Raw genomic sequence first — 21,184 nt, 5'->3', positions numbered from 1 at the left:
TATTGATCTGGAGGGGTTGCGTGCCTGCGACAAAAAGTCCTTTCCAGCCCTGACGGTTGCTTTATACTGCCGAAGCGGTGCTTCCAGGGATGCGCCTTCAACACCCTAGTGATCGAGCATGTTTGAGGGTTTGGAGCACGTCCGCGGGCCTTGGTGGCCTCTGGTAAGGCAAACAACAAAATTGCATGTTTGGAGAGAGTGGTAATGGCTGATCGTGAGGTCGGAACCGTCAAGTGGTTCAATGATGCCAAAGGCTATGGATTCATTCAGCGCGAGAGCGGCCCGGACGTGTTCGTCCATTACCGCGCCATCCGCGGCGAAGGTCATCGCTCCCTGATCGAGGGACAGAAGGTGGAGTTCTCGGTGATCCAGGGCCAGAAGGGCCTGCAGGCGGAAGACGTCTCCAGAGTGTAGTACCCGACAGGCCCGTCAGCGACGGGCCTGTTCGCTTCCGGCTTCCGGCTGCCGCCGGTGCCTTCCCGGGACCCTCACTGGGTCCGCCAGATAAACTCCTGCTCACCCTCGCCGTTGATCTTGATCCAGCGGTCGGCGGCATCGATGCCGTCCTCTTCCTGCCAGCCTCCCGGCGCACAGCGGATCTCCACGCCCAGTGCGGCAAAGGCGGCGCGGGCGAAGGCCAGGTCGTCCTCCCAGGGCGTCCGCTCGCTCTCGATGAACAGGGTGTGCCACTTGCCCACCGCGTTCGGCAGCCAGGTGACGGGCGCGCCGTTGGCGGCCTGGCACTTGAAGGTCTGGCCCTGGCGGCGCCAGGGCGTGCAGGGGCCGATCGTCGCGTTCAGCCAGTCGGTGACTGCCTGCTGATCGCCGTCCTTCAGGTAGATCTCGATATCGGGTTGGCGCATGGCTGGCGGACTCTCCGGCTAGTTTCGTTCGATCCAATCGTAGCGTATGGCAATGGTGACCTCTAAGGGCGCGGCGATCACCGCGGCGCGGCGCTCGGCGTTGGCGCGCCAGCCGTGCGGGGTCATCGCCAGCAGGTCGGCGCGGTCCTCGGCGTTGTCCAGCCGCAGCCGGTAGCTCAGCGTTTCGCTGTGCGCGAGATGCATGCCCGGCGGAATCAGCGACAGGTGCTTGGCGTCGTCGTACTCGCGCACCTCGTCGTAGAGCAGGCCGCGCAGCTCCAGCAGGTGCTCGCGGGTCGGTCCCATGCGCAGCAGGCCGCCGCCGGGGGCCAGCAGGCGGCGGGCCTCCTGCCAGTCGAGCGGGCTGAACACGCTGGCCAGCAGCCCGCAGCTGGCGTCGGCCAGCGGCACCCGGGCCATGCTGGCGACCAGCCAGGTCAGCTGCGGGGCCCGGCGGCAGGCCCGCTTGACCGCCTCGCGGGAGATGTCCAGGGCATAGCCGTCGGCCTCGGGCAGGGCTTCGGCCAGTTGCGCGGTGTAGTAGCCCTCGCCGCAGCCGATGTCCAGCCAGCGGCGTGGCGCGCGTTCGGCGGCCAGTTCGGTCAGGCGGCGGGCCAGCGGGGCATAGTGTCCGCCGTCGAGGAAGCGCCGACGCGCTTCGACCATTGCCTGGTTGTCGCCGGGGTCGCGGCTCTTCTTGTGCTGCACTGGCAACAGGTTCAGGTAGCCCTGGCGGGCGCGGTCGAAGCGGTGCCCGGCGGGACAGGTGACGCCCCGCTCATCGGCGCTCAGGGCGCCGTTGCAGAGGGGACAGGTCAGCATGCCAGCAGCCGCACCAGGGTCTGGTAGTAGATCTCGGTGAGCAGTTCCAGATCGCTGGCCAGGATGCGCTCGTCGACCTGGTGGATGGTGGCGTTGAGCGGGCCGAGCTCGACCACCTGGGTGCCGAGAGTGGCGATGAAGCGCCCGTCGGAGGTGCCGCCGCTGGTCGAGGGTGTGGTTTCCCGGCCGGTCACCGCGCGGATGCTGGCCGATACGGCGTCCAGCAGCGCGCCCGGCTCGGTAAGGAACGGCAGGCCGGACAGCGCCCAGTCGATCTGCCAGTCCAGGCCGTGACGGTCGAGGATCGCCGCGGCGCGCTGCTGGAGGCCTTCCACCGTGGATTCGGTGGAGAAGCGGAAGTTGAACAGTACCTGCAGCTCGCCGGGGATCACGTTGGTGGCGCCGGTGCCGGCCTTGATGTTGGAGATCTGGAAGCTGGTCGGCGGGAAGAAGGCGTTGCCGTCGTCCCAGTGCTCGGCGGCCAGCTCGGCCAGCGCCGGCGCGGCCAGGTGGATGGGGTTCTTCGCCAGCTGCGGGTAGGCCACGTGGCCCTGCTTGCCGCGCACCGTCAGGGTCGCGCCGAGGGAGCCGCGCCGGCCGTTCTTCACCGTGTCGCCGAGCGCTGCGCTGCTCGACGGCTCGCCGACGATGCACCAGTCGAGGCGCTCGCCGCGCGCGCGCAGGCGCTCGACCACCGCCTGGGTGCCGTGCAGCGCCGGGCCTTCCTCGTCGCTGGTGATCAGGAAGGCGATCGCCCCGCGATGGCGCGGGTGGTCGGCGACGAAGCGCTCGACCGCGACCAGCATGGCCGCCAGGCTGCCCTTCATGTCCGCCGCGCCGCGCCCGCGGAGCATGCCGGCGTCATCGATGGTGGCCGCGAAGGGCGGGCTCTGCCAGGCCTCGTGCGGGCCGGTCGGCACCACGTCGGTGTGGCCGGCGAAGCACAGCACCGGCCCCTCGCCCGTGCCGCCGTCGCGACGCGCCCAGAAATTCTCCACCTCCTCGATGTGCATCGGCTCCAGGGCGAAGCCGGCGGCGCCCAGACGGGCCATCATCAGCGCCTGGCAGCCTTCGTCCAGCGGCGTGACCGAGGGGCGGTTGATCAGCTCGCAGGCGAGCGCCAGGGTGGGGGAGAGGGCGGGGGCGGTCATTGCGGCTCCGGGGCGGAAAAAGGGCGCCATCTTAAAGCAAAAGCCGCTGCGCGACTGCAGCGGCCTTGCCGGGGGACGGGGTTAAGGATAGGCGACTGCCGACTGCCGGGCGGGAGCCCGGCGGGGGTGGCCGACACGCCTCAGGCGGTCTCGGCGAGCGGAGCCTCCTCGGCCTTCGGCAGCGACGACAGCAGGGCCATGATCAGCGCCGCCAGGTAGGGCAGCGACTGGATCAGCAGGACCGCCACCCAGAAGATCACGTCGTTGCTCGGGAAGCCCTGCACCAGGGCGATGCCGGCGGCCGCCCCCCACAGCACGAGCATGATCACAACCTCCTCGCGGGCTTCCGCCAGGGCCACCAGGAAGCCATGGCTGGTCGCCATCTTCGGCGTGCGGAAGAACGGGATGCTGCTGGTGAAGAAGCCGTAGAGCACCGCCTTGGCGATGGTGTGCGACAGCGCCAGGCCGGCGATCGCGGCGTAGAAGGCATCCTTGAGGTTGAGGCCCACCGCGCGGCGATAGAGGAACAGGATCTTGCCGACCTTGAAGGCGAACAGCGCCAGCGGCGGGATGGCGAAGATCATCAGCGGCGGATCGACCCGGTGCGGGACGATGATCATCGCCGCCGACCAGAGCAGGGCGCCGAGGGTGAAGAAGATGTTCAGCCCGTCGGCGATCCACGGCAGCCAGCCGGCGAGGAAGTGGTAGCGCTGGCCGCGGGTCAGCTCGGTGTCCTTGCCCCACAGCAGGCTGCGGGTGTGGCGCTTCATGATCTGGATGGCGCCGTAGGCCCAGCGGAAACGCTGCTTCTTGAAGTCGATGAAGGTGTCGGGCATCAGGCCCTTGCCATAGCTGCGTTCCGAGTAGGCGGCGGAGAGGCCCTTCTCGAACACCCGCAGGCCCAGCTCGGCGTCCTCGGTGATGCACCAGTCGGCCCAGCCCAGCTCGTCCAGCACCGCGCGGCGGGTCATGGTCATGGTGCCGTGCTGGATGATCGCGTCGCGGTCGTTGCGGGTGATCATGCCGATGTGGAAGAAGCCCTTGTATTCGGCGTAGCAGAGCTTCTTGAAGGCGCTCTCCTTGTCGTCGCGGTAGTCCTGCGGCGACTGCACCACGGCGATTTTCGGATCGGCGAAGTGCGGCACCATGTGCTTGAGCCAGTCGCGCTCGACGCAGTAGTCGGAGTCGATCACCGCAATCACCTCGGCGTCCGGCGCGGTGTGCTGCATCACGTAGTTCAGCGCGCCGCCCTTGAAGCCGGCCAGCGGCGCGACGTGGAAGAACTTGAAGCGCGGGCCGAGGCGCGCGCAGTGCTCCTCGAGGGGCTGCCAGACCGCCGGGTCCTTGGTGTTGTTGTCGATCACCAGCACCTCGTAGTCCGGATAGTCCAGACGGGCGAGGGCGTCGAGGGTCTGCTTGACCATCTCCGGCGGCTCGTTGTAGCAGGGCACGTGGATCGACACCTTGGGCCGGTAGGCTTCGTCGCCAGTGACCGGCGGGAACGGCCGGCGGCGCTTGAGCATCCACACCGTTTCGGCCAGCTCGTGGGCCTCGGTGAGCAGCACGATGAACACGCCGAGTGCGCCGAGGGCGAGGAGGAAGCCGACGGTGAGGCTGAACCAGGTGCTGTACTGCTGGCTGTAGTCGTAGGCGATCCACACCAGGATCGAGCCGCAGGCGAAGGCGACGAAGGTCAGGAAGGTGCGCCCGCGCTGGCGCAGCGAGCTACCGTCGATCAACAGCAGGGCCAGGGCCAGCACGGCGAGGACCACCGAGCCGATGGCCAGCAGGCGCCACTGGGGAATCGCCACCACCGGCCCTTCGAAGGCGAACTTGGGCTGGCGCTCGAAGTTGTAGACGCCCCAGTAGGCGCCCACCGAGCCTTCGTCGTCGATCTTCCAGGGCTGGTCGAAGGCCTCGATGACGAAGTAGTTGTAGCCCTGGGCGTTGAGGGTGTTGACCAGGGTGCGCAGGTAGATCGCCTGGTCGGCCTGGGAGGCCTCGGCGCCGCCGCGGGTGCGGCCGTTGCTCGGCCAGCCGACTTCCGAGAGCAGCAGCGGCTTTCTCGGGAACAGCTTCTTCAGGTCGCGGGCACGGTCGAGGACGAACTGGGTGGAATCCTCCATCGGCACGAATTCCCAGTAGGGCAGGATGTGTGCGGCGATCAGGTCGACGTGGCGGCCCAGCTCCGGATATTCCTGCCAGATGTGCCACTGCTCGGAGGTGGTCACCGGCACCTTGACCGCGGCGCGCACCTGGTCGACGTAGGCGATCAGCGCCTCGGGGGTGATCTCGCCGCGGAACAGCGCCTCGTTGCCGACCACCACGCGCACCACGCTGCGCGAGCTCTTCGCCAGTTCGATGGCCTTGGCGATCTCCCGTTCGTTGCGCTCGATGTCCTGGCTGATCCAGATGCCCAGGGTCACGCGCAGGCCGAACTCCTCGGCCAGGCGCGGCACATTGGCCAGGGCGCCGTCCACCGAATAGGTGCGGATGCTGTCGGTCTGCCGGCTGAGCAGCTCCAGGTCGGCGCGGATCTCCTCGTCGCTCGGGTAGACGTCCTCCTGGGGATTTTGCCCCGGGCGGAACGGCGAGAAGGAGTAGCCGGAGATTTGTTCGGGCCAGTCCGGTGCGCTGACCGGCAGGTTGTAGAGCGCCCAGAAGCCGGTGAAGAGCGCGGCGACCGCCACGACCACCACCAGATTGAGTCCGAATTTATGCGATGACATGACTGATTCAGGTTCCAAGGGGTGGAGCAGGGGAAGCCGGCGAACGCCGTCGGCGCATCCTACTGTGCCATCCCTGACCTGTATAGCTCCCGCCTGTCCCGCCACGCCAGGGCTGGCGTAGCCTGCAGCCGTTTGGCAACGACCGGGCAGGCAAGTTCTGGGAGCTGCTCGCGGGAGCACGGCGAAGGCTTCAATCCCGCCTCGCCAGCGTCGATAATACCCGCCTGTTCGCGAGGTAGGTCAATGATTACAGAAGATCAGCGCTTCGGCGGCATCGCCCGCCTGTATGGCCGTGACGGCCTGGCCCGCCTGGCGGCGGCCCATGTGGCGGTGGTCGGGATCGGCGGGGTCGGCTCCTGGGCGGCGGAGGCGCTGGCGCGCAGCGGGGTCGGCGAGATTTCCCTGTTCGATCTGGACGACGTCTGCATCACCAACACCAACCGCCAGGTGCATGCCCTCGAGGGCGCCGTCGGGCGGCCCAAGGTCGAGGCGATGGCCGAGCGCCTGCGCGCCATCAGCCCCGCGTGCCGGGTGCATGCGGTGGCCGACTTCGTCACCCGCGAGACCATGGCCGAACACATCACCGAAGACCTGGACTTCGTCATCGACTGCATCGACAGCGTGGCGGCCAAGGCGGCGCTGATCGCCTGGTGCAAGCGGCGCAAGATCGGCATCGTCACCACCGGCGGCGCCGGCGGGCAGATCGACCCGACGCAGATCCAGGTCGGCGACCTGAACAAGACCTTCAACGACCCGCTGGCCGCCAAGGTGCGCTCGACCCTGCGCCGCGACTACGGCTTCTCGCGCACGCCGGGACGGACCTACAGCGTGCCCTGCGTGTTCTCCAGCGAGCAGCTGCGCTACCCCAAGCCGGACGGCACGGTGTGCCAGAGCAAGGGCTTCGTCGGCGAAGGGGTGAAGCTCGACTGCGCCGGCGGCTTCGGCGCGGTGACCATGGTCACCGCCAGCTTCGGCATGGCCGCCGCGGCCAGGGCGGTGGACAAGCTGGTGGCTGGCGCGCGGCGTCCGGCGGAGCGGCGCGCGCCTTCCGCCTGATGTCCCTATTGCATCTGGAAGCGGTAGCCCACCCCAGGCTCGGTCAGGATGAAGTCGGGGCTGGCCGGATCGTTTTCGATCTTCTTGCGCAGATGGCCCATGTAGACGCGGACGTAATGGCTGTCCTCGGCATGGGTGGGACCCCAGACCGCCTTGAGCAGTTGCCGGTGGGTCAGCACGCAGTCCGGGTTCGAGACCAGGTAGGCCAGCAGGCGGAACTCGATCGGGGTGAGATGGACGGGCTGGCCGTCCTTTTCCACCAGGCGCCGCCCGAAGTCGATCCGCACCGGGCCGAAGCGGACCGACTCCGCTCCCTCGGCGCCGCTGCGGTGCCGCCTGAGGTGCGCCCGGACCCGGGCCAGCAGCTCGGCGGAGCCGAAGGGCTTCGACAGGTAGTCGTCGGCTCCCGCATCCAGGGCGGTGACCTTTTCCGCCTCGGCGGTGCGGGCCGACAGCACGATGACCGGGATGTCGGACCAGGTCCGCAGATCCCGGATCAGCTCGATGCCGTCCCCGTCCGGCAGGCCGAGGTCGAGGATGAGCAGGTCGGGCTTGCGGGTCCCCGCCTCGATCAGCCCGCGCCTGACCGAGTCCGCCTCGTGGACCTCGCAGCCCTCGGCTTCCAGGGCCAGGCGCACGAAGCGGCGCAGGTTGGCTTCGTCCTCGACAATGATCACTCGCGGCGTTGGCGTGGACATGAGGGCTTCAGTTTCCGGGTGGAGGGGATTGCCCATCGTCCAGTGCGACGGGCGGCGGATTGCCGAGGGGCAGGGTGATGACGAAGCAGGCCCCGCCCCCCGGTCGCGGGCGGGCGAGGATGCTTCCCCGGTGCGCCTCGACGATGGCCCGGCAGATGGCCAGGCCCAGGCCGACGCCCGGCGTGCTGCCCTCCTGCTGGCCCCGCTCGAACTTCCTGAATATCGCCTCTTCGCGTCCTTTCGGCAAACCCGGACCGTTGTCCTCGACGTGGATTTCCATCTGGCGGCCCGAGGTGAAGGCACCGATCCAGATGCCGCTGCCGGGCGGCGTGTATTTCACCGCGTTCTCCAGGAGGTTGCAGAACACCCGCTGCATCAGCACCGAATCGACCTCGACCAGCGGCAGGTCGTCCGGCAGGTCCACCTTGAGCCGATGCTCGGCCAGCATCGGCCTGAGGCTCCGGATGGCGCTGCCGACCACTTCCTCCAGGGGCTGCCATTGCCGGTTGAGATGGATGCGGCCGGCCTGCAGGCGCGCCATGTCGAGCAGGTTGTTCACCTGGGCGTTGATGCGCAGGGCCTGCTCGCGCAGCTTGCGGGCGATGCCGGCCTGCGCTTCGTCGAGGGCCGGCTGGCTGAGGAACATGGAGTCGACCAGGCCGATGAGCACGCTCAGGGGGGTGCGCAGGTCGTGGGAGATTGCCGACAGCAGGGAGTTGCGCAGGCGCTCCGACTCCATCTGCAGCATGGTTTCCTGGGCCACGCTGACGTAATGCACCCGCTCCAGGGCGATCGCGATCAGAGAGGCGAAGGTGTCCAGGAGCCGGCGCTGTTCGGGGCCCAGCAGCCGGGCCGGGTCGCGCATCTCGAGGGCCAGGACGCCGCGAAAGCGCATCGGCGCCTTGAGCGGCAGGTAGAGAATCGGGCTGGCCGGCAGGGTGTTGGTTCCCTGGCCGGCCGCCTCGCCGTGGTCGAAGGCCCACTGGGCGATGCCCGGGTCGATCTCCGGAAAGCCGGCCGCGACCTGTGCCGGCACCACCAGCCGGTCTGTGGCATCGGTCAGCAGGAAGGCCGCGCGCATGTTCATTTCGGTGGCGAGGAAGCGGCTGCCGATCTCGGTGATCTGCTCCGGGACCAGGGCCCCGGAAAGGTCCCGCGACATCTCGTAGAGTGCCTTCACCCGCGCCTCCCGCCAGCCGGCCACCTGCGCCTGGTACTTGAAGCCGGCGGTGAGCTGGCCGATCACCAGCCCCACCACCAGCATCACCGCGAAGGTCATCAGGTACTGCATGTCGCCGACCGCGAAGGTGAAGCGCGGTGGAACGAAGAAGAAGTCGAAGATGGCCACGCCGAGGAACGAGGCCAGCACCGCCGGCCCGCGGCCGAAGCGGACGGCGACCGTCACCACCGCGAGCAGGAAGACCATCACGATGTTCGCCAGGTCCAGGAAAGGGTAGAGCGGCGCCGCGACCAGTCCGGCCAGTCCGCATACCGCGGCACTCAGCGCGTAGGCCGGCCAGTCCGCGGGGGCGATCCGCTCCCTGGCGGGCCGCGCCTGCCGGGGGGTTTCCCGCTCGGCCCGGGCCACCTGGATCACGTCCAGGTCCGCCGCGAGGCGGCCGATCCGGTCGGCGACCGAGCGCTGCCAGAAGCGCCAGAGCGGCGGGTCGTCGCGTCCGACCATGAGCCGCGACAGATTGTGGGTCCGTGCGTAGCGGACGGCCTCGTCCTCCACGCGGGTTCCGGACAGGGTGGCGGTCTGCGCGCCGAGCTCCTGGGCCAGCCGCAGGGTCTTCAGGGGGCGTTCGCGGTCGGCCGGGGGCAGCCGTTGCAGGTCGGGCGTCTCCACATGGACCGCATGCCAGGAGGTTTCCAGCCGTCCGGCGATGCGCGCCGCGCTGCGCACCAGCTTCTCGCTGCCGGCGCCGGCGCCGATGCACACCAGCAGGGTGTCATGGGTCTGCCAGACTGGCGTGACCAACTGGTCGCGGCGGTACTGCTGGACGTCCTCGTCCACCCGGTCGGCGGTGCGACGCAGGGCCAGCTCGCGCAGGGCCAGCAGGTTGCCCTTGCGGAAGAAGTTGCGGATCGCCCGCTCGGCCTGGTGGGGCAGGTACACCTTGCCTTCCCGCAGGCGCTGCAGCAGCTCGTCCGGTGGCAGGTCCACCAGCACCACCTCGTCCGCCTCGTCGAACACCCGGTCCGGCACGGTTTCCCAGACGCGGATGCCGGTGATCCCGCTGACCACGTCGTTGAGGCTCTCCAGGTGCTGCACGTTCACCGTGGAGTACACGTCGATGCCAGCCGCGAGCAGCTCCTCCACGTCCTGCCAGCGCTTGGGATGGCGGGAGCCGGCGACGTTGGCGTGGGCCAGCTCGTCGACCAGGATGAGCGCCGGCCGCCGGGCCAGCGCCCGGTCGAGGTCGAATTCCCGCAGTATCCGGCCGCGGTAGGGAATTTCCTTGAGCGCGATCTGCTCGACCCCCTCGACCAGTACGGCCGTCTCCTGGCGTCCGTGGGTTTCCACCACGCCGATGACCAGGTCCACGCCCTGGACGAGCTGCTGGCGGGCGGCGACCAGCATGGCGAAGGTCTTGCCCACGCCGGCCGAGGCGCCGAAGAAGATCTTCAGGCGGCCCCGCTTGGTCCGTGCCTCCTCCAACTGGAGCCTGGCCAGCAGATCGTCCGGATCGGGACGACGCGTGGTTGGTTCGGGGATCACTGGCATGGCTCTTATCCTCCCTCCTTCAAAAATGTCGGCAATCAAATATTGGATATTTGCGGCCGCCTTTTTCGTTTTCAATGTATCGTGAATTTTATTGCCCGACCAATATACGTTTGGCTTTTACATTCATAATGTCAACAAATATGCGGAGCCTGTAAACATGACCGGGTAGGTAATTTGAAGTTTTTAGAATCGTGTTGAAAAGCCCGTATAGAACTGGAAGTCCGGCGTGTGGTCGTTCAAGCCAAAGTTTGCGCCGACATCGAGCTGCACTGTTTCACTGAGTGCATACGCCGCAGCGAAGTCTGCCGAAGATTGACTAGACGTTCCTTCCGGCTCGAAGTTGTTAGACACCCACAATTCGCCATAAAGCGTAAGCCCGGGTGCCACCGGTCCGCTCAGGTTCACGAGGTTGACAATGTTGGGATGATAACCGTTTCGATCCGCATCGAGCAGGGCATCAATCTGCGGACCCAGTGTGAGTGTAAGGCTGTTTGGCAGAGAGAAACTGATCGGCACGGCGATGCCGCCCTCGACCCGTTCATTGCCGATACCGCGCTTCGCCGTGGGAATCTTGACGTATGGAATGATCGAAGCACCAACTGAGGCGCCCTCGTCCGTCAGGCGCCGTTTATAACGCAGGTAAGCGTCACCGATGCCATTCAGCCGGTGTTCATCGTCTGTTTTAACCGACACATAAGGTGCCCAGTTGAACTCGATGTCGGACCTGTCATCCAGACCATATTTGATCGTTGGATTGGGCACAAGCCAGGTGTTGGTCGTGACGCCCTCATCTCTGTAGTGGGTGTAGCTGAACGCGTCGCTTTCGATCTGCCAGAAGCCGTCAGGCACCGTGCACACGCTATTGGCTTTGGTCGGACGGTCCGTGCATAGGGCGGGCTCCTCTTCTGCTTGGGCGGTCACCATCACGAGCGTTGCAACGGATGCGATAAGGCACACTCGACGAGACATGGAATTCCTCTCGATTAATTACAATGATCAACTAGTGGTATGAGTCGCAAATTTGCCGCGATTTTTCAAAAAGAAACAAGGGCTTATATGCTGAAAACAGCATGCGAATTTATGACTCGCCCTACTAGTACGGTGAATCATCAATTCGCAAGCAGCTTTCAATGCGTAACTTCGCGTTTTTCTCAAGGGATTCGCAGCGAATTTACGACTCGCACTACTAGGGGGCTGTTTGAAAGATCGCTTTTGGCTTTATGCTTACGAAAAACTTGCCTCGTGAATGAGCCGAAGGGAATACGGCTCTTGGCATTCCCGAGGCAGGATGCCCCTCGGCTTCCAGATTTCTCAGGCAAACACTACTTTCGAATATGTTGAAGATGGTTTTGTCCGTTCGTGCCTATGAGCGATAAAGCCAACTGGCCCAGCCAAGCGTGCAGGCTCAGGAAGTAGCTCTCTGCAGTAACAAGTCGAACGGCATAAAGTCTCTGTCTTTTTCATGTTTTCAATGCATGGTGAATTTTATTGCTTGGTTGGTATCCAGAGGGAAGTCGCCGCCCCGGCTCTTGTCGCCACCGCAGAAATCCTTTTCCAGGCGGCCGCCCGGATAGCCCAGGCCGCTCGCTGCTGAGGTTGGCGTTCCAGTTGCCGGCATGGAAGCCACTGGCATGGCTGCAGTCGAAGCCACCCTGCAGGGCAGGCCTGCCGAAGGTCTGGTCGATGCCGCGGAAGCGGTATTCGCTGAACAGGCCGAGATTGGCGGTGAAGCTGTGCGGCATCGCCTGAGGCTGGTCGGCGGCGAGCGTCAGGCTCGCGCTGGCCAGGGTGGTCAGTGCGTAATGCTTGAGGGTCATGGGTTTCGGCTCACGAAAAGGGGGCATCACTGCCCCAGGGCATCCAGCGCGAGATTGAGCTTCAGCACGTTCACCCGCGGCTCGCCGAGCAGCCACCATTGGCGGCCTTCGGCATGGCCTTCCACCAGGGATCTGACCTGCGCTTCGGCCAGGCCCCTGGCGCGGGCCACCCGGGGCACCTGCCAGAGAGCCGCGGCCGGGCTGATGTGCGGGTCGAGACCGCTGGCCGAGGCAGTGACCAGATCCACCGGCACCGCCCGGGCGTTGCCCGGATCGGCGGCGCGCAGCGCCTCGAGGCGAGCCTCGACCGCCTCGATCAGGGCCGGATTGAGCGGCCCCAGGTTGGAGCCGGACGAGGCGGCCGCGTTGTACGGCTGGGGAGCGGTCGCCGAGGGGCGCCCCCAGAAGTGTTTCGGATCGCTGAAATGCTGGCCGATCAGTTCCGAACCGACCACCTGGCCGTCCTCGAGGATCAGACTGCCGGCGGCCTGTTCGGGAAAGACGGCCCTGGCGATGCCGGTCACCGCCAGGGGATAGGCCAGGCCGGTGACGGCGCTCAGCAGCAGAAACAGGCTGACGGCGGGGCGAACGAGGGTTTTCATGGGCGGATCTCCAGGTCAGGCAAGGCCGGTGGCGGTCAAGAGCAGGTCGATCAGCTTGATGCCGATGAAGGGCACCAGGATCCCGCCGAGACCGTAGAGGGCCAGGTTGCGACGAAGCAGACTGGCCGCGCCGAGGGGGCGGTAGGGCACGCCCTTGAGGGCCAGGGGGATCAGGAAGACGATGATCAGCGCGTTGAAGATCACCGCCGAGAGGATCGCCGAGGCCGGGCTGGACAGCCCCATCACGTTCAGCGCGGCCAACTGCGGGTAGGTGCCGACGAAGGCCGCGGGGATGATCGCGAAGTACTTGGCGATGTCGTTGGCGATGCTGAAGGTGGTCAGCGAGCCGCGGGTCATCAGCATCTGTTTGCCGGTCTCCACCACCTCGATGAGCTTGGTGGGGTTGGAGTCCAGGTCCACCATGTTGCCAGCCTCCTTGGCGGCCTGGGTGCCGCTGTTCATCGCCACCGCCACGTCGGCCTGGGCCAGTGCCGGGGCGTCGTTGGTGCCGTCGCCGGTCATCGCCACCAGGCGGCCCTCGGCTTGATACTGGCGGATCAGCGCCAGCTTGGCCTCCGGCGTGGCCTCGGCGAGGAAGTCGTCGACCCCCGCCTCGGCGGCGATGGCGGCGGCGGTGACCCGGTTGTCGCCGGTCACCATCACCGTCTTGATGCCCATCCGGCGCAGTTCGGCGAAGCGTTCCTTGATGCCGCCCTTGACGGTGTCCTTCAACTCGATCACCCCCAGCACCCGCTTGTCCTCGGCGACCACCAGCGGCGTGCTGCCGCGCCGGGAAACCTCGCCGACCTGGATGGCCACGGAGCGGGGCAGGCTGCCGCCGAGGCCTTCCACGTGCGCGCGGATCGCCTCGGCGGAGCCCTTGCGGATCTGCCGGCCGCCCAGGTTCACGCCGCTCATGCGGGTCTGCGCGGAGAAGTGGATGAAGTGGGCGTCCAGGGCGTGGATGTTGCGTTCCCGCAGGTTGTACTTGTGCTTGGCGAGCACGACGATGCTGCGTCCCTCCGGCGTCTCGTCGGCGAGGGAGGCCAGCTGTGCCGCGTCGGCCAGCTCCGCCTCGCGCACCCCCTCCGCCGGCAGGAAGGCCGCGGCCTGGCGGTTGCCGAGGGTGATGGTGCCGGTCTTGTCCATCAGCAGCACGTCCACGTCGCCGGCGGCCTCCACCGCGCGGCCGGACGTGGCGATCACGTTAGCCTGCAGCATACGGCTCATGCCGGCCACGCCGATGGCCGAGAGCAGGCCGGCGATGGTGGTGGGGATCAGACATACCAGCAGGGCCACCAGCACGGTGATGCCCACCGGGCTGCCGGCGCCCGTGGCGTCCACGGCGAACAACGAGAAGGGCAGCAGGGTGACGGTGACGCTCAGAAAGACGATGGTCAGGGCCACCAGCAGGATGGTCAGGGCGATCTCGTTGGGGGTTTTCTGGCGCTTGGCGCCCTCCACCATGGCGATCATGCGGTCCACGAAGGTCTCGCCCGGATTGGCGGTCACCCGCACGACGAGCCAGTCGGAGAGCACCCGCGTACCGCCGGTGACCGCCGAGAAATCGCCGCCCGACTCGCGGATCACCGGTGCCGATTCGCCGGTGATCGCCGACTCGTCCACCGAGGCCACGCCCTCGATCACCTCACCGTCGGCGGGAATCAGCGAAACGGCGGGGTCGCCGGCCTCGACCAGTACCACGTCGCCCTTGCGCAGCTCGCTGCCGCGCACCGACTGCCACTCGGCGCCGTAGCGCGGCTCCTGCAGCTTCCGGGCCCAGGTTTCCTTCTTGATCCCGCGCAGGGAGGCCGCCTGGGCCTTGCTGCGGCCTTCGGCGAGCGCCTCGGCGAAGTTGGCGAACAGCACGGTGAACCACAGCCACAGGGTTACCGCGAGAATGAAGCCGGCCGGCGCCTCGCCTTCGCCGGTCAGGGCCTGCAGCCAGAGCAGGGTGGTGAACAGGCTGCCGACGTAGACCACGAACATCACCGGGTTGCGCCATTGCACGGCCGGATGGAGCTTGCGCAGGGCCTCGCCCATGGCCGGCAGCAGCAGGCCCGGGTCGTAGAGGGTGAAGGTCTTCTTGTTGGTCATGATGGTTTCCATAGGTTCTCCTCAGGCCTTCATCCACAGCACCAGATGTTCGACGACCGGGCCTAGGGCCAGGGTCGGCACGTAGTTGAGCAGGCCCAGCAGCAGCACCGTGCCGATCAGCAGGGCCACGAACAGGGGGGTATGGGTGGGCAGGGTTCCGGCGGTCGCGGCGATCCGTTTCTTGGCGGCGAGGGCGCCGGCCATGGCCAGTACCGGGACGATCACCCCGAAGCGTCCGAGCCACATGACCGCCGCCAGCAGCAGGTTGTAGAACGGGGTGTTGGCGGACAGGCCGGCGAAGGCGCTGCCGTTGTTGTTGCCCGCCGAGGTGAGGGCGTAGAGGATCTCCGAGAAGCCGTGAGTGCCGGGGTTGGCGATGCCTGCCCGGCCGGCTTCCGTGCTCACCGCGAGGGCCGTGCCGAGGAGCACCAGCAGGGGCGTGACGAGGATGGCGATGGCGCTCATCTTCATCTCGTGGGTTTCGATCTTCTTGCCCAGGTACTCGGGGGTGCGGCCGATCATCAGGCCGGCGATGAACACCGCGAGGACGGCGAACACCAGCATGCCGTAGAGGCCGGTGCCGACGCCGCCGAACACCACCTCGCCAAGCTGCATGTTGGCCAGGGGCACCAGGCCGCCGAGGGGCGTGAAGGAGTCGTGCATGGCATTCACCGCGCCGCAGGAGGCGGCGGTGGTGATGGTCGCGAAGAGCGCCGAGGTGGCGATGCCGAAGCGGGTTTCCTTGCCCTCCATGTTGCCGCCGGCCTGCCAGACGCTGGCCGCCTGATCCACGCCGAGGGCGGCCAGGCGCGGATTGCCCTGCTGCTCGAAGCTCATCGCCGCCCAGGCACCGACCACGAACAGCAGGGTCATCGCCGCCAGGATGGCCCAGCCCTGGCGGGTATCGCCGACCATGCGCCCGAAGGTGACGCAGAGGGCTGCGGGAATCAGGAAGATCGCCAGCATCTGCACGAAGTTGGTCAGGGGCGTGGGGTTCTCGAAGGGATGGGCCGAGTTGGCGTTGAAGAAGCCGCCGCCGTTGGTGCCCAGCATCTTGATCGCCTCCTGGGAGGCCACCGGACCCATCGCCAGCAGCTGCGGCCCGGACTGGGCCGGTTCGAGGGTGGCCACCTCGCGATAGGCGTCGAAGTTCTGGATGACGCCCTGGCCGACCAGAAACACCGCCATCGCCAGGGAAAGGGGCAGCAGCAGGTAGAGCGTGGCGCGGGTCAGGTCCACCCAGGCGTTGCCGAGCGTCGATGCGCTGTGGCGGGCGAGGCCGCGGACGAGGGCAATGACCACCACGATGCCGGTCGCCGCCGAGAGGAAGTTCTGCACCGTCAGGCCGAGCATCTGCACCAGGTAGCCCAGGGTGGATTCCCCGGCATACCCCTGCCAGTTGGTGTTGGTGACGAAGCTCACCGCGGTGTTGAACGCCGAGTCCGGCGCGACGGCGGCCATCTGTTGGGGGTTCAGGGGCAGCACGGCCTGCAGGCGCTGCAGCCCGTAGACGGCCAGCACGCCGAGGGCGTTGAACAGGAGCAGCGCCAGGGCATAGCGCAGCCAGCCCATTTCCTCGTCGGGACGCACGCCGCACAGGCGGTAGAGGCCGTTCTCCAGCGGTCGCGCCCAGCGCAATCGTCCTTCCATGAGGTGCGCGATGTAGAGACCCAGGGGCTTTGTCGTCAGCAGCAGGACGGCCAGGAAGGCCCCGAGCAGCAGCCAGGCATGCAGGCTCATGAAAAGTCCTCCGGCTTGAGAAGGGCGGCCAGCAGATAGACCAGCAGCCCGGCGGCCGCGAGGCCGCCCAGCACGTAGGGCCAGCTCATCGGCGGCCTCCCAGGCGGTCGCAGCCGACCGCGAAACCCACCATCAGCGCGAAGAACAGGCCGATGGCGCCCAGATACACGAGGTCCATGAATCCTCCTTGCGGATTCGTTCGATTGGTACCGTCATGCTAGGCAGGGCGGTATCAAAAGGTTCGAAAAAGGGCGGGGCGGCGGATAAAGAACCTATAAAGAAACCGGATGAAGGCTCGGCTAGCGGGATTCTTTACCCGACGCTTACCCAATCCTGACCCCCGCCTGCCGCTCCGACTGGCACCATCGACCGCCGTTCCGATCGTTCCGGGGGTTGTGCGAATGCCGAAATCCATCCTCTTGCGCCTTTTCCTGCCGCTTGCCGTCGGCACCGCACTGGCCGCCTGCGCTGGCCGGCCCGAGCCGCCGGGGCCGCCCGGCGAAGGCTTCGAACGTCACCTGGAGGGCGCCTACCGGCCGCCCGCGCGCCTGCCGGTGCGCGGCTGGGACGCCGAATGGCAGGTCGCCGGGCAGGCGGTCGAGGTCAGCTGGCTGGCGCCGGAGCAGGCCAAGGGCGCGCCGCTGATCCTCTACCTGCCGGGGCTCGGCGAGGGCAGCCGGGCCGGCGTGCAGTGGCGCCGGGCCTGGGCCGAGGCCGGCTATGCGGTGCTCTCGGTGCAGCCGCAGTCCTACGGACGGGCGGTCTATTCGCGTCCCGAGGCGCAGGCCGGCGTGTTCCGCTCCCTGGCGCAGAGGAGTTTCGCCGACCAGGCCCTGGCGGCGCGCATCGCGGTGCTCGAGCAGGTGCTGGCGGAGCTGCGCAGCCGCGCGCAGGCCGGCGAGCCGAGCCTGGCCGGGGTCGACTGGCAGACGCTGGCGGTGGCCGGCTTCGATCTCGGCGCACAGACCGCCGCCGCCCTGGCCGGCGAGCGTTCTGCCGGGGCGGCGGCGCCGGTCGGCTGGCGGCCGAAGGCGGCGATCCTGCTCAGTCCCTATGTGGCCGAGGAGAGCGAAGACGGTCGCTTCGGGCGTATCGGCACGCCGCTGCTGGCGGTCACCGGGCCGCGCGACGAAGACCCCTTCGGCTGGGTGGAGCCGCCGAGCCGCCGCCAGCGGCTCTGGCAGGGGCTGCAGGCGTCCGGCAGCTACCAGCTGCTCGCCGCCGAGGCCAGCCACCGGCTGCTCAGCGGCTCGTTCGAGGCCATGCCGGGGCCGGGCGCTGGGCGCGAAGGCGGACGTCCGGCGGGTGGTCGGCCGGAGGTCGGCGGAGGACCCGGTGGAGGCGGTGGACCTGGCGCCGGGGGCCCCGCAGGCGGTGGCGGCGAGAAAGGCGGGCGCGGCGGCCGTCCCGGCGGCAAGGGTGGCGGTCCCGGCGGGGGCGGCCGGCTGGGCCATGGCCAGGGCATGGAGGAGCGCGCCGATCCGCGCCAGATGGCCAGTCTGCTGAGCCTCAGCCTAGCCTTCCTCGACGCCCGGGTGCGCGCCGCCGCGCCGGCGCGCCTGTGGCTGGAGCAGGATGCCGCCCACTGGCTGGAGGCGACCGGCCGGCTCGAACGGAAACCCTAACCCTGCGCGGCCAGCTCGCGCATCCGCTGCAGCACGGCGTTCAGGCCGTTGCTGCGCGACGGCGAGAGCTGGCGGGACAGGCCGAGGCGGGCGAACCAGTCGGCCAGGTCCACCGCCTGCAGCTCTTCCGCGGTCAGCCCCTCGACCCGTGCCAGCAGCACCGCCAGCAGGCCGCGCAGCAGGCGCGCGTCGCTGCCGGCGCGGAAATGCCAGCGGCCGTCCCGCCGTTCGCCGAGCAGCCAGACCTGGCTTTCGCAGCCGTGCACCCGATGGGCCTCGCAGCGTTCCGTGTCGTCCAGCGGCTCCAGGCGCTCGCCCCACTGCAGCAGTAGGCGCGCGCGCTGTTCCCAGCCGGGGCACTGGGCGAAGGCCGCCAGGGCCTCGCGGGCGGCGGCGGGCAGGCTCATCGCAGCAGCGCCAGGGCGTGGTGGAGGGCGGCGAAGAAGCGTTCGAGATCGTCCCCCTCGCTGTACAGGCCCAGCGACACGCGCAGCGCGCCGGGCAGGCCGAGGCGGCGCAGCAGCGGCATGGCGCAGTGCTGGCCGGCGCGCACGGCGACGCCCTGTTCGGCGAGCAGCTGGGACAGGTCGGCATTGTGCACGCCCTCGACCACGAAGCTGGCCAGCGCGGTGTGCGGCTCGGCGAGCAGGTGCAGGCCGTCGAAGGCACGCAACCCGGCGAGCAGGCGGGCGTGCAGGGCCGCCTCGTGGGCGGCGACCGCCTCGCCGTCCAGCCCCTCGAGGTAGTCGAGGGCGGCGCCGAAGGCGATGGCCGCGCCGATCGCCGGGGTGCCGGCCTCGAAGCCGAGCGGCGCCGGGCGGAAGTGCGCCTCGTGGTAGTCGGCCTGCTGGACCATCTCGCCGCCGAACTGCCAGTGACGCAGCCGCTCCAGGGCCTGCGGGCGGCCGTAGAGCACGCCGAGGCCGTCCGGGCCGTAGAGCTTGTGCGCGGAGAACACGTAGAAGTCGCAGGCCAGCGCCTGCAGGTCGTGGCGGCCGTGGACCGCCCCCTGGGCGCCGTCGACCACGCTCAGCGCGCCCCGGGCGCGGGCCAGGGTGAGCAGCGCCTCGAGCGGCTGCCAGCGGCCGAGCACGTTGGACAGCTGACTGACGGCGAGCAGCCGGGTGCGCGGGCCGATCAGCCGCTCGGCCTGCTTCAGGTCGATGTCGCCGGCGGCATCCAGCGGCAGCACCAGCAGTTCAAGGCCGCGACGCTGCGCCAGCTGCTGCCAGGGCAGCAGGTTGGCGTGGTGCTCCAGGGCGCTGACGGCGATCTGCTCGCCCGCGGCGAACAGGTGTTCGAGGCCGTAGGCGAGCAGGTTGAGGGACTCGGTGGCGCCGCGGGTGAAGACGATCTGGCTGGCGCTGTCGGCGTTCAGCCAGGCGGCGACTTTCGCCCGCGCGCCCTCGAAGGCCAGGGTGGCGCGCTCGCCGGGGGTGTGCTGGGCGCGATGCACGTTGGCCGCGCCGCCGGCGTAGTAGCCGAGCAGGGCGTCCAGCACCGCCTGCGGCTTCTGCGCGGTGGCGGCGCTGTCCAGGTAGGTCTGGCAGTCCCGGCCGAAGGCGGCGAAGGCCGGAAAGTCGGCGCGCCAGGGAGAGGGAAGGGACATGGTCGGCGCTGCTGTCATGGTGGAGGAAGCCGGCAGGATCGCCGGCGATCACTGGTCGGAGTGACGCAGTCCAGTGTAGGAGCGAGCCTGCCCGCGATCCAGGCCGTTCGGGCAGATCGCCAGCAAGCCGGCTCCTACGTTCGGGCGCGGCGATCAGTTGTGGGCGTGCAGCGCCTCGTTCAGCTCGATCGCCGACTTGTGGGTCTTGCACTCCACCGCGCCGGTCAGCGAGTTGCGGCGGAACAGCAGGTCCGGCTGGCCGGCCAGCTCGCGGGCCTTGACCACCTTGACCAGCGCGTCCTTGCCGTCGAGCAGGTTGACCTTGGTGCCGGCGGTGACGTAGAGGCCGGACTCCACGGTGTTGCGGTCGCCCAGCGGGATGCCGATGCCGGCGTTGGCGCCGATCAGGCAGCCTTCGCCCACGGAGATCACGATGTTGCCGCCGCCGGACAGGGTGCCCATGGTCGAGCAGCCGCCGCCGAGGTCCGAGCCCTTGCCGACGAACACCCCGGCCGAAACGCGGCCTTCGATCATTCCCGGCCCTTCGGTGCCGGCGTTGAAGTTGACGAAGCCCTCGTGCATCACCGTGGTGCCCTCGCCGATGTAGGCGCCCAAGCGGATGCGCGCGCTGTCGGCGATACGCACCCCGCTCGGTACCACGTAGTCGGTCATCTTCGGGAACTTGTCCACCGAGAAGACTTCCAGCAGCTCGCCCTTCAGGCGCGCTTCCAGCTGGCGGGCCGGCAGCTCGCCCAGATCGATGGCGCCGTGGCTGGTCCAGGCCACGTTGGGCAGCAGCGGGAAGATCCCGGCGAGGTTCTGCCCGTGCGGCCTGACCAGCCGGTGGGAGAGCAGGTGCAGCTTGAGGTAGGCCTCCGGGGTGGAGGTCAGGGTGGCGTCCTCGGCCAGCAGGGTGGCGACCAGCGGCTTCTGGGCCTCGGCCAGGCGGGTGAGCAGAGCCGACTGGACCGGGTCGATGCTCTTCAGCGCCTTGGCCAGCTCGGCGGCCTGGTCGGTGTCGATGGCGATCGTCTGGTTGCCGCCCTCATAGCCGAGGATCGGCGCGACGGCGGCAACCAGCTCGGCGGCCGGCGCGAGCAGCGGCAGCGCGTAGAAGACTTCCAGCCAGGCGCCCTGGCGGTTCTGGGTGCCGATGCCGAAGGCCAGGCTGAACAGGGTAGTGGACATGGGGGCGTTCCTTGTTGCTGATTCGTGAAGGCGCCGGCCTCAGGCCAGCGCGGCGGAATAGAGGTCCGGCTTGAAGCCGACCAGGCTGCGTGCGCCGAGGTCGAGCACCGGGCGCTTGATCATCGAGGGCTGGGCGAGCATCAGTTCGATGGCCCTGGCCTGATCAAGATCGGCCTTCTGTGTGTCATCCAGTTTGCGGAAGGTGGTGCCGGCGCGATTGAGCATGACCTGCCAGCCGTGCTCGGCGCACCACTTCTCCAGGTGCGCGCGGTCGATGCCGGCGCTCTTGTAGTCGTGGAAGCGGTAGGCGACGCCCTGCTCGTCGAGCCAGGTGCGGGCCTTCTTCATGGTGTCGCAGGCCTTGATGCCGTAGAGGACCGGGGTTCCGTCTGTCATCTGGGTATCGTGTGGTCGGGAAAGAGGGCGGGAATTATGCCACGCCGAACCCCGGCCGGCGGC

General features: G+C 68.2%; 19 protein-coding genes. 3 read left to right on the top strand and 16 right to left on the bottom strand.

All coding sequences use genetic code 11. The features are described from left to right. The first annotated feature begins 204 nt into the window (after positions 1-204). Positions 205-414, top strand: a complete 210-nt coding sequence (locus EV691_RS06855) for a cold-shock protein (protein WP_039802587.1) — start codon at positions 205-207, stop codon at positions 412-414. A gap of 74 nt (positions 415-488) precedes the next feature. Here EV691_RS06855 and EV691_RS06850 read toward each other — a convergent pair whose 3' ends face one another. The 4 genes from EV691_RS06850 to EV691_RS06835 all read right to left on the bottom strand — a co-directional run bounded on the left by EV691_RS06850 (position 489) and on the right by EV691_RS06835 (position 5,565). Continuing rightward, a complete protein-coding gene (locus EV691_RS06850) occupies positions 489-863 on the bottom strand; it encodes a hypothetical protein (RefSeq protein WP_131301375.1) in 375 nt (124 codons plus the stop codon). An 18-nt stretch (positions 864-881) separates the two neighbouring features. Next, positions 882-1,685, bottom strand: a complete 804-nt coding sequence (locus EV691_RS06845; RefSeq protein WP_131301373.1) for a putative RNA methyltransferase — start codon at positions 1,683-1,685, stop codon at positions 882-884. Further along, positions 1,679-2,836, bottom strand: coding sequence for a succinyl-diaminopimelate desuccinylase (gene dapE / locus EV691_RS06840; protein WP_131301371.1), 1,158 nt, complete (start codon positions 2,834-2,836; stop codon positions 1,679-1,681). Before dapE ends, EV691_RS06845 begins: the two co-directional genes overlap by 7 nt. Positions 2,837-2,976: 140 nt before the next feature. Beyond that, positions 2,977-5,565 carry a glycosyltransferase gene (locus EV691_RS06835; protein ID WP_131301369.1) on the bottom strand — a complete coding sequence of 863 codons (2,589 nt, stop codon included), beginning with the start codon at positions 5,563-5,565 and terminating at the stop codon, positions 2,977-2,979. Between the two features lie 243 nt (positions 5,566-5,808). Between EV691_RS06835 and tcdA the strand changes: the two genes are divergently transcribed. Further along, positions 5,809-6,621, top strand: coding sequence for a tRNA cyclic N6-threonylcarbamoyladenosine(37) synthase TcdA (gene tcdA / locus EV691_RS06830; protein WP_131301367.1), 813 nt, complete (start codon positions 5,809-5,811; stop codon positions 6,619-6,621). 5 nt (positions 6,622-6,626) lie between these two features. Here the strand turns inward: tcdA and kdpE are convergent, their stop codons facing one another. The 8 genes from kdpE to kdpF all read right to left on the bottom strand — a co-directional run bounded on the left by kdpE (position 6,627) and on the right by kdpF (position 16,392). Continuing rightward, positions 6,627-7,319, bottom strand: coding sequence for a two-component system response regulator KdpE (gene kdpE, locus EV691_RS06825; protein WP_089168914.1), 693 nt, complete (start codon positions 7,317-7,319; stop codon positions 6,627-6,629). 7 nt (positions 7,320-7,326) lie between these two features. Further along, entirely contained in the window at positions 7,327-10,047 is a 2,721-nt protein-coding gene (kdpD, locus tag EV691_RS06820) for a two-component system sensor histidine kinase KdpD (RefSeq protein WP_131301365.1), read from the bottom strand. Between the two features lie 183 nt (positions 10,048-10,230). Then, positions 10,231-11,016 (bottom strand): transporter, encoded by a 786-nt coding sequence (locus EV691_RS06815; protein WP_131301363.1) that lies wholly within the window; start codon positions 11,014-11,016, stop codon positions 10,231-10,233. 491 nt (positions 11,017-11,507) lie between these two features. Continuing rightward, a complete protein-coding gene (locus tag EV691_RS06810) occupies positions 11,508-11,864 on the bottom strand; it encodes a TorF family putative porin (protein WP_131301362.1) in 357 nt (118 codons plus the stop codon). A 26-nt stretch (positions 11,865-11,890) separates the two neighbouring features. After that, complete coding sequence (gene kdpC / locus EV691_RS06805) at positions 11,891-12,466, bottom strand: potassium-transporting ATPase subunit KdpC (protein WP_131301360.1); 576 nt, start codon at positions 12,464-12,466, stop codon at positions 11,891-11,893. A 15-nt stretch (positions 12,467-12,481) separates the two neighbouring features. Continuing rightward, positions 12,482-14,575 (bottom strand): potassium-transporting ATPase subunit KdpB, encoded by a 2,094-nt coding sequence (kdpB, locus tag EV691_RS06800; RefSeq protein WP_446681727.1) that lies wholly within the window; start codon positions 14,573-14,575, stop codon positions 12,482-12,484. Positions 14,576-14,584: 9 nt separating this feature from the next. After that, on the bottom strand, positions 14,585-16,303 hold the full coding sequence (gene kdpA / locus EV691_RS06795) for a potassium-transporting ATPase subunit KdpA (RefSeq protein WP_131301358.1): 1,719 nt from the start codon (positions 16,301-16,303) through the stop codon (positions 14,585-14,587). Next, positions 16,300-16,392, bottom strand: coding sequence for a K(+)-transporting ATPase subunit F (gene kdpF, locus EV691_RS06790; protein WP_131301356.1), 93 nt, complete (start codon positions 16,390-16,392; stop codon positions 16,300-16,302). Before kdpF ends, kdpA begins: the two co-directional genes overlap by 4 nt. 312 nt (positions 16,393-16,704) lie before the next feature. On the opposite strand from kdpF, the gene EV691_RS24120 reads away from it, so the two are divergent. Then, the gene (locus EV691_RS24120; RefSeq protein WP_131301354.1) at positions 16,705-17,928 is read left to right on the top strand and encodes an alpha/beta hydrolase; all 1,224 of its coding nucleotides are present in this window, start codon (positions 16,705-16,707) and stop codon (positions 17,926-17,928) included. On the opposite strand, the gene EV691_RS06780 is transcribed toward EV691_RS24120, so the two are convergent. The 4 genes from EV691_RS06780 to EV691_RS06765 form a co-directional block, all read right to left on the bottom strand. Then, a complete protein-coding gene (locus EV691_RS06780; RefSeq protein WP_131301353.1) occupies positions 17,925-18,335 on the bottom strand; it encodes a SufE family protein in 411 nt (136 codons plus the stop codon). The genes EV691_RS24120 and EV691_RS06780 overlap by 4 nt on opposite strands. After that, positions 18,332-19,537 carry an aminotransferase class V-fold PLP-dependent enzyme gene (locus EV691_RS06775; protein ID WP_131301351.1) on the bottom strand — a complete coding sequence of 402 codons (1,206 nt, stop codon included), beginning with the start codon at positions 19,535-19,537 and terminating at the stop codon, positions 18,332-18,334. Before EV691_RS06775 ends, EV691_RS06780 begins: the two co-directional genes overlap by 4 nt. Positions 19,538-19,690: 153 nt before the next feature. Next, positions 19,691-20,725, bottom strand: coding sequence for a 2,3,4,5-tetrahydropyridine-2,6-dicarboxylate N-succinyltransferase (dapD, locus tag EV691_RS06770; RefSeq protein WP_131301349.1), 1,035 nt, complete (start codon positions 20,723-20,725; stop codon positions 19,691-19,693). Positions 20,726-20,764: 39 nt separating this feature from the next. After that, positions 20,765-21,121 carry an ArsC family reductase gene (locus EV691_RS06765; protein ID WP_131301347.1) on the bottom strand — a complete coding sequence of 119 codons (357 nt, stop codon included), beginning with the start codon at positions 21,119-21,121 and terminating at the stop codon, positions 20,765-20,767. Positions 21,122-21,184 lie beyond the last annotated feature (63 nt).

The sequence above is a fragment of the Azotobacter chroococcum genome (assembly GCF_004339665.1).
In the GTDB taxonomy this organism is placed as follows: Bacteria; Pseudomonadota; Gammaproteobacteria; order Pseudomonadales; family Pseudomonadaceae; genus Azotobacter; species Azotobacter chroococcum.
Note: the sequence above shows the minus strand (reverse complement) of the source record. Positions and strands in the feature narration are given on the sequence as shown.

Coding starts and splice junctions, on each gene's coding strand:
- kdpB (WP_446681727.1), bottom strand. CDS start 14,575: ATGGAAACCATCATGACCAACAAGAAGACCTTCACCCTCTACGACCCG.
- EV691_RS06765 (WP_131301347.1), bottom strand. CDS start 21,121: ATGACAGACGGAACCCCGGTCCTCTACGGCATCAAGGCCTGCGACACC.
- EV691_RS24120 (WP_131301354.1), top strand. CDS start 16,705: ATGCCGAAATCCATCCTCTTGCGCCTTTTCCTGCCGCTTGCCGTCGGC.
- kdpD (WP_131301365.1), bottom strand. CDS start 10,047: ATGCCAGTGATCCCCGAACCAACCACGCGTCGTCCCGATCCGGACGAT.
- tcdA (WP_131301367.1), top strand. CDS start 5,809: ATGATTACAGAAGATCAGCGCTTCGGCGGCATCGCCCGCCTGTATGGC.
- kdpE (WP_089168914.1), bottom strand. CDS start 7,319: ATGTCCACGCCAACGCCGCGAGTGATCATTGTCGAGGACGAAGCCAAC.
- EV691_RS06775 (WP_131301351.1), bottom strand. CDS start 19,537: ATGTCCCTTCCCTCTCCCTGGCGCGCCGACTTTCCGGCCTTCGCCGCC.
- kdpF (WP_131301356.1), bottom strand. CDS start 16,392: ATGAGCTGGCCCTACGTGCTGGGCGGCCTCGCGGCCGCCGGGCTGCTG.
- dapE (WP_131301371.1), bottom strand. CDS start 2,836: ATGACCGCCCCCGCCCTCTCCCCCACCCTGGCGCTCGCCTGCGAGCTG.
- EV691_RS06780 (WP_131301353.1), bottom strand. CDS start 18,335: ATGAGCCTGCCCGCCGCCGCCCGCGAGGCCCTGGCGGCCTTCGCCCAG.
- kdpC (WP_131301360.1), bottom strand. CDS start 12,466: ATGAAAACCCTCGTTCGCCCCGCCGTCAGCCTGTTTCTGCTGCTGAGC.
- EV691_RS06850 (WP_131301375.1), bottom strand. CDS start 863: ATGCGCCAACCCGATATCGAGATCTACCTGAAGGACGGCGATCAGCAG.
- EV691_RS06845 (WP_131301373.1), bottom strand. CDS start 1,685: ATGCTGACCTGTCCCCTCTGCAACGGCGCCCTGAGCGCCGATGAGCGG.
- EV691_RS06810 (WP_131301362.1), bottom strand. CDS start 11,864: ATGACCCTCAAGCATTACGCACTGACCACCCTGGCCAGCGCGAGCCTG.
- kdpA (WP_131301358.1), bottom strand. CDS start 16,303: ATGAGCCTGCATGCCTGGCTGCTGCTCGGGGCCTTCCTGGCCGTCCTG.
- dapD (WP_131301349.1), bottom strand. CDS start 20,725: ATGTCCACTACCCTGTTCAGCCTGGCCTTCGGCATCGGCACCCAGAAC.
- EV691_RS06815 (WP_131301363.1), bottom strand. CDS start 11,016: ATGTCTCGTCGAGTGTGCCTTATCGCATCCGTTGCAACGCTCGTGATG.
- EV691_RS06855 (WP_039802587.1), top strand. CDS start 205: ATGGCTGATCGTGAGGTCGGAACCGTCAAGTGGTTCAATGATGCCAAA.
- EV691_RS06835 (WP_131301369.1), bottom strand. CDS start 5,565: ATGTCATCGCATAAATTCGGACTCAATCTGGTGGTGGTCGTGGCGGTC.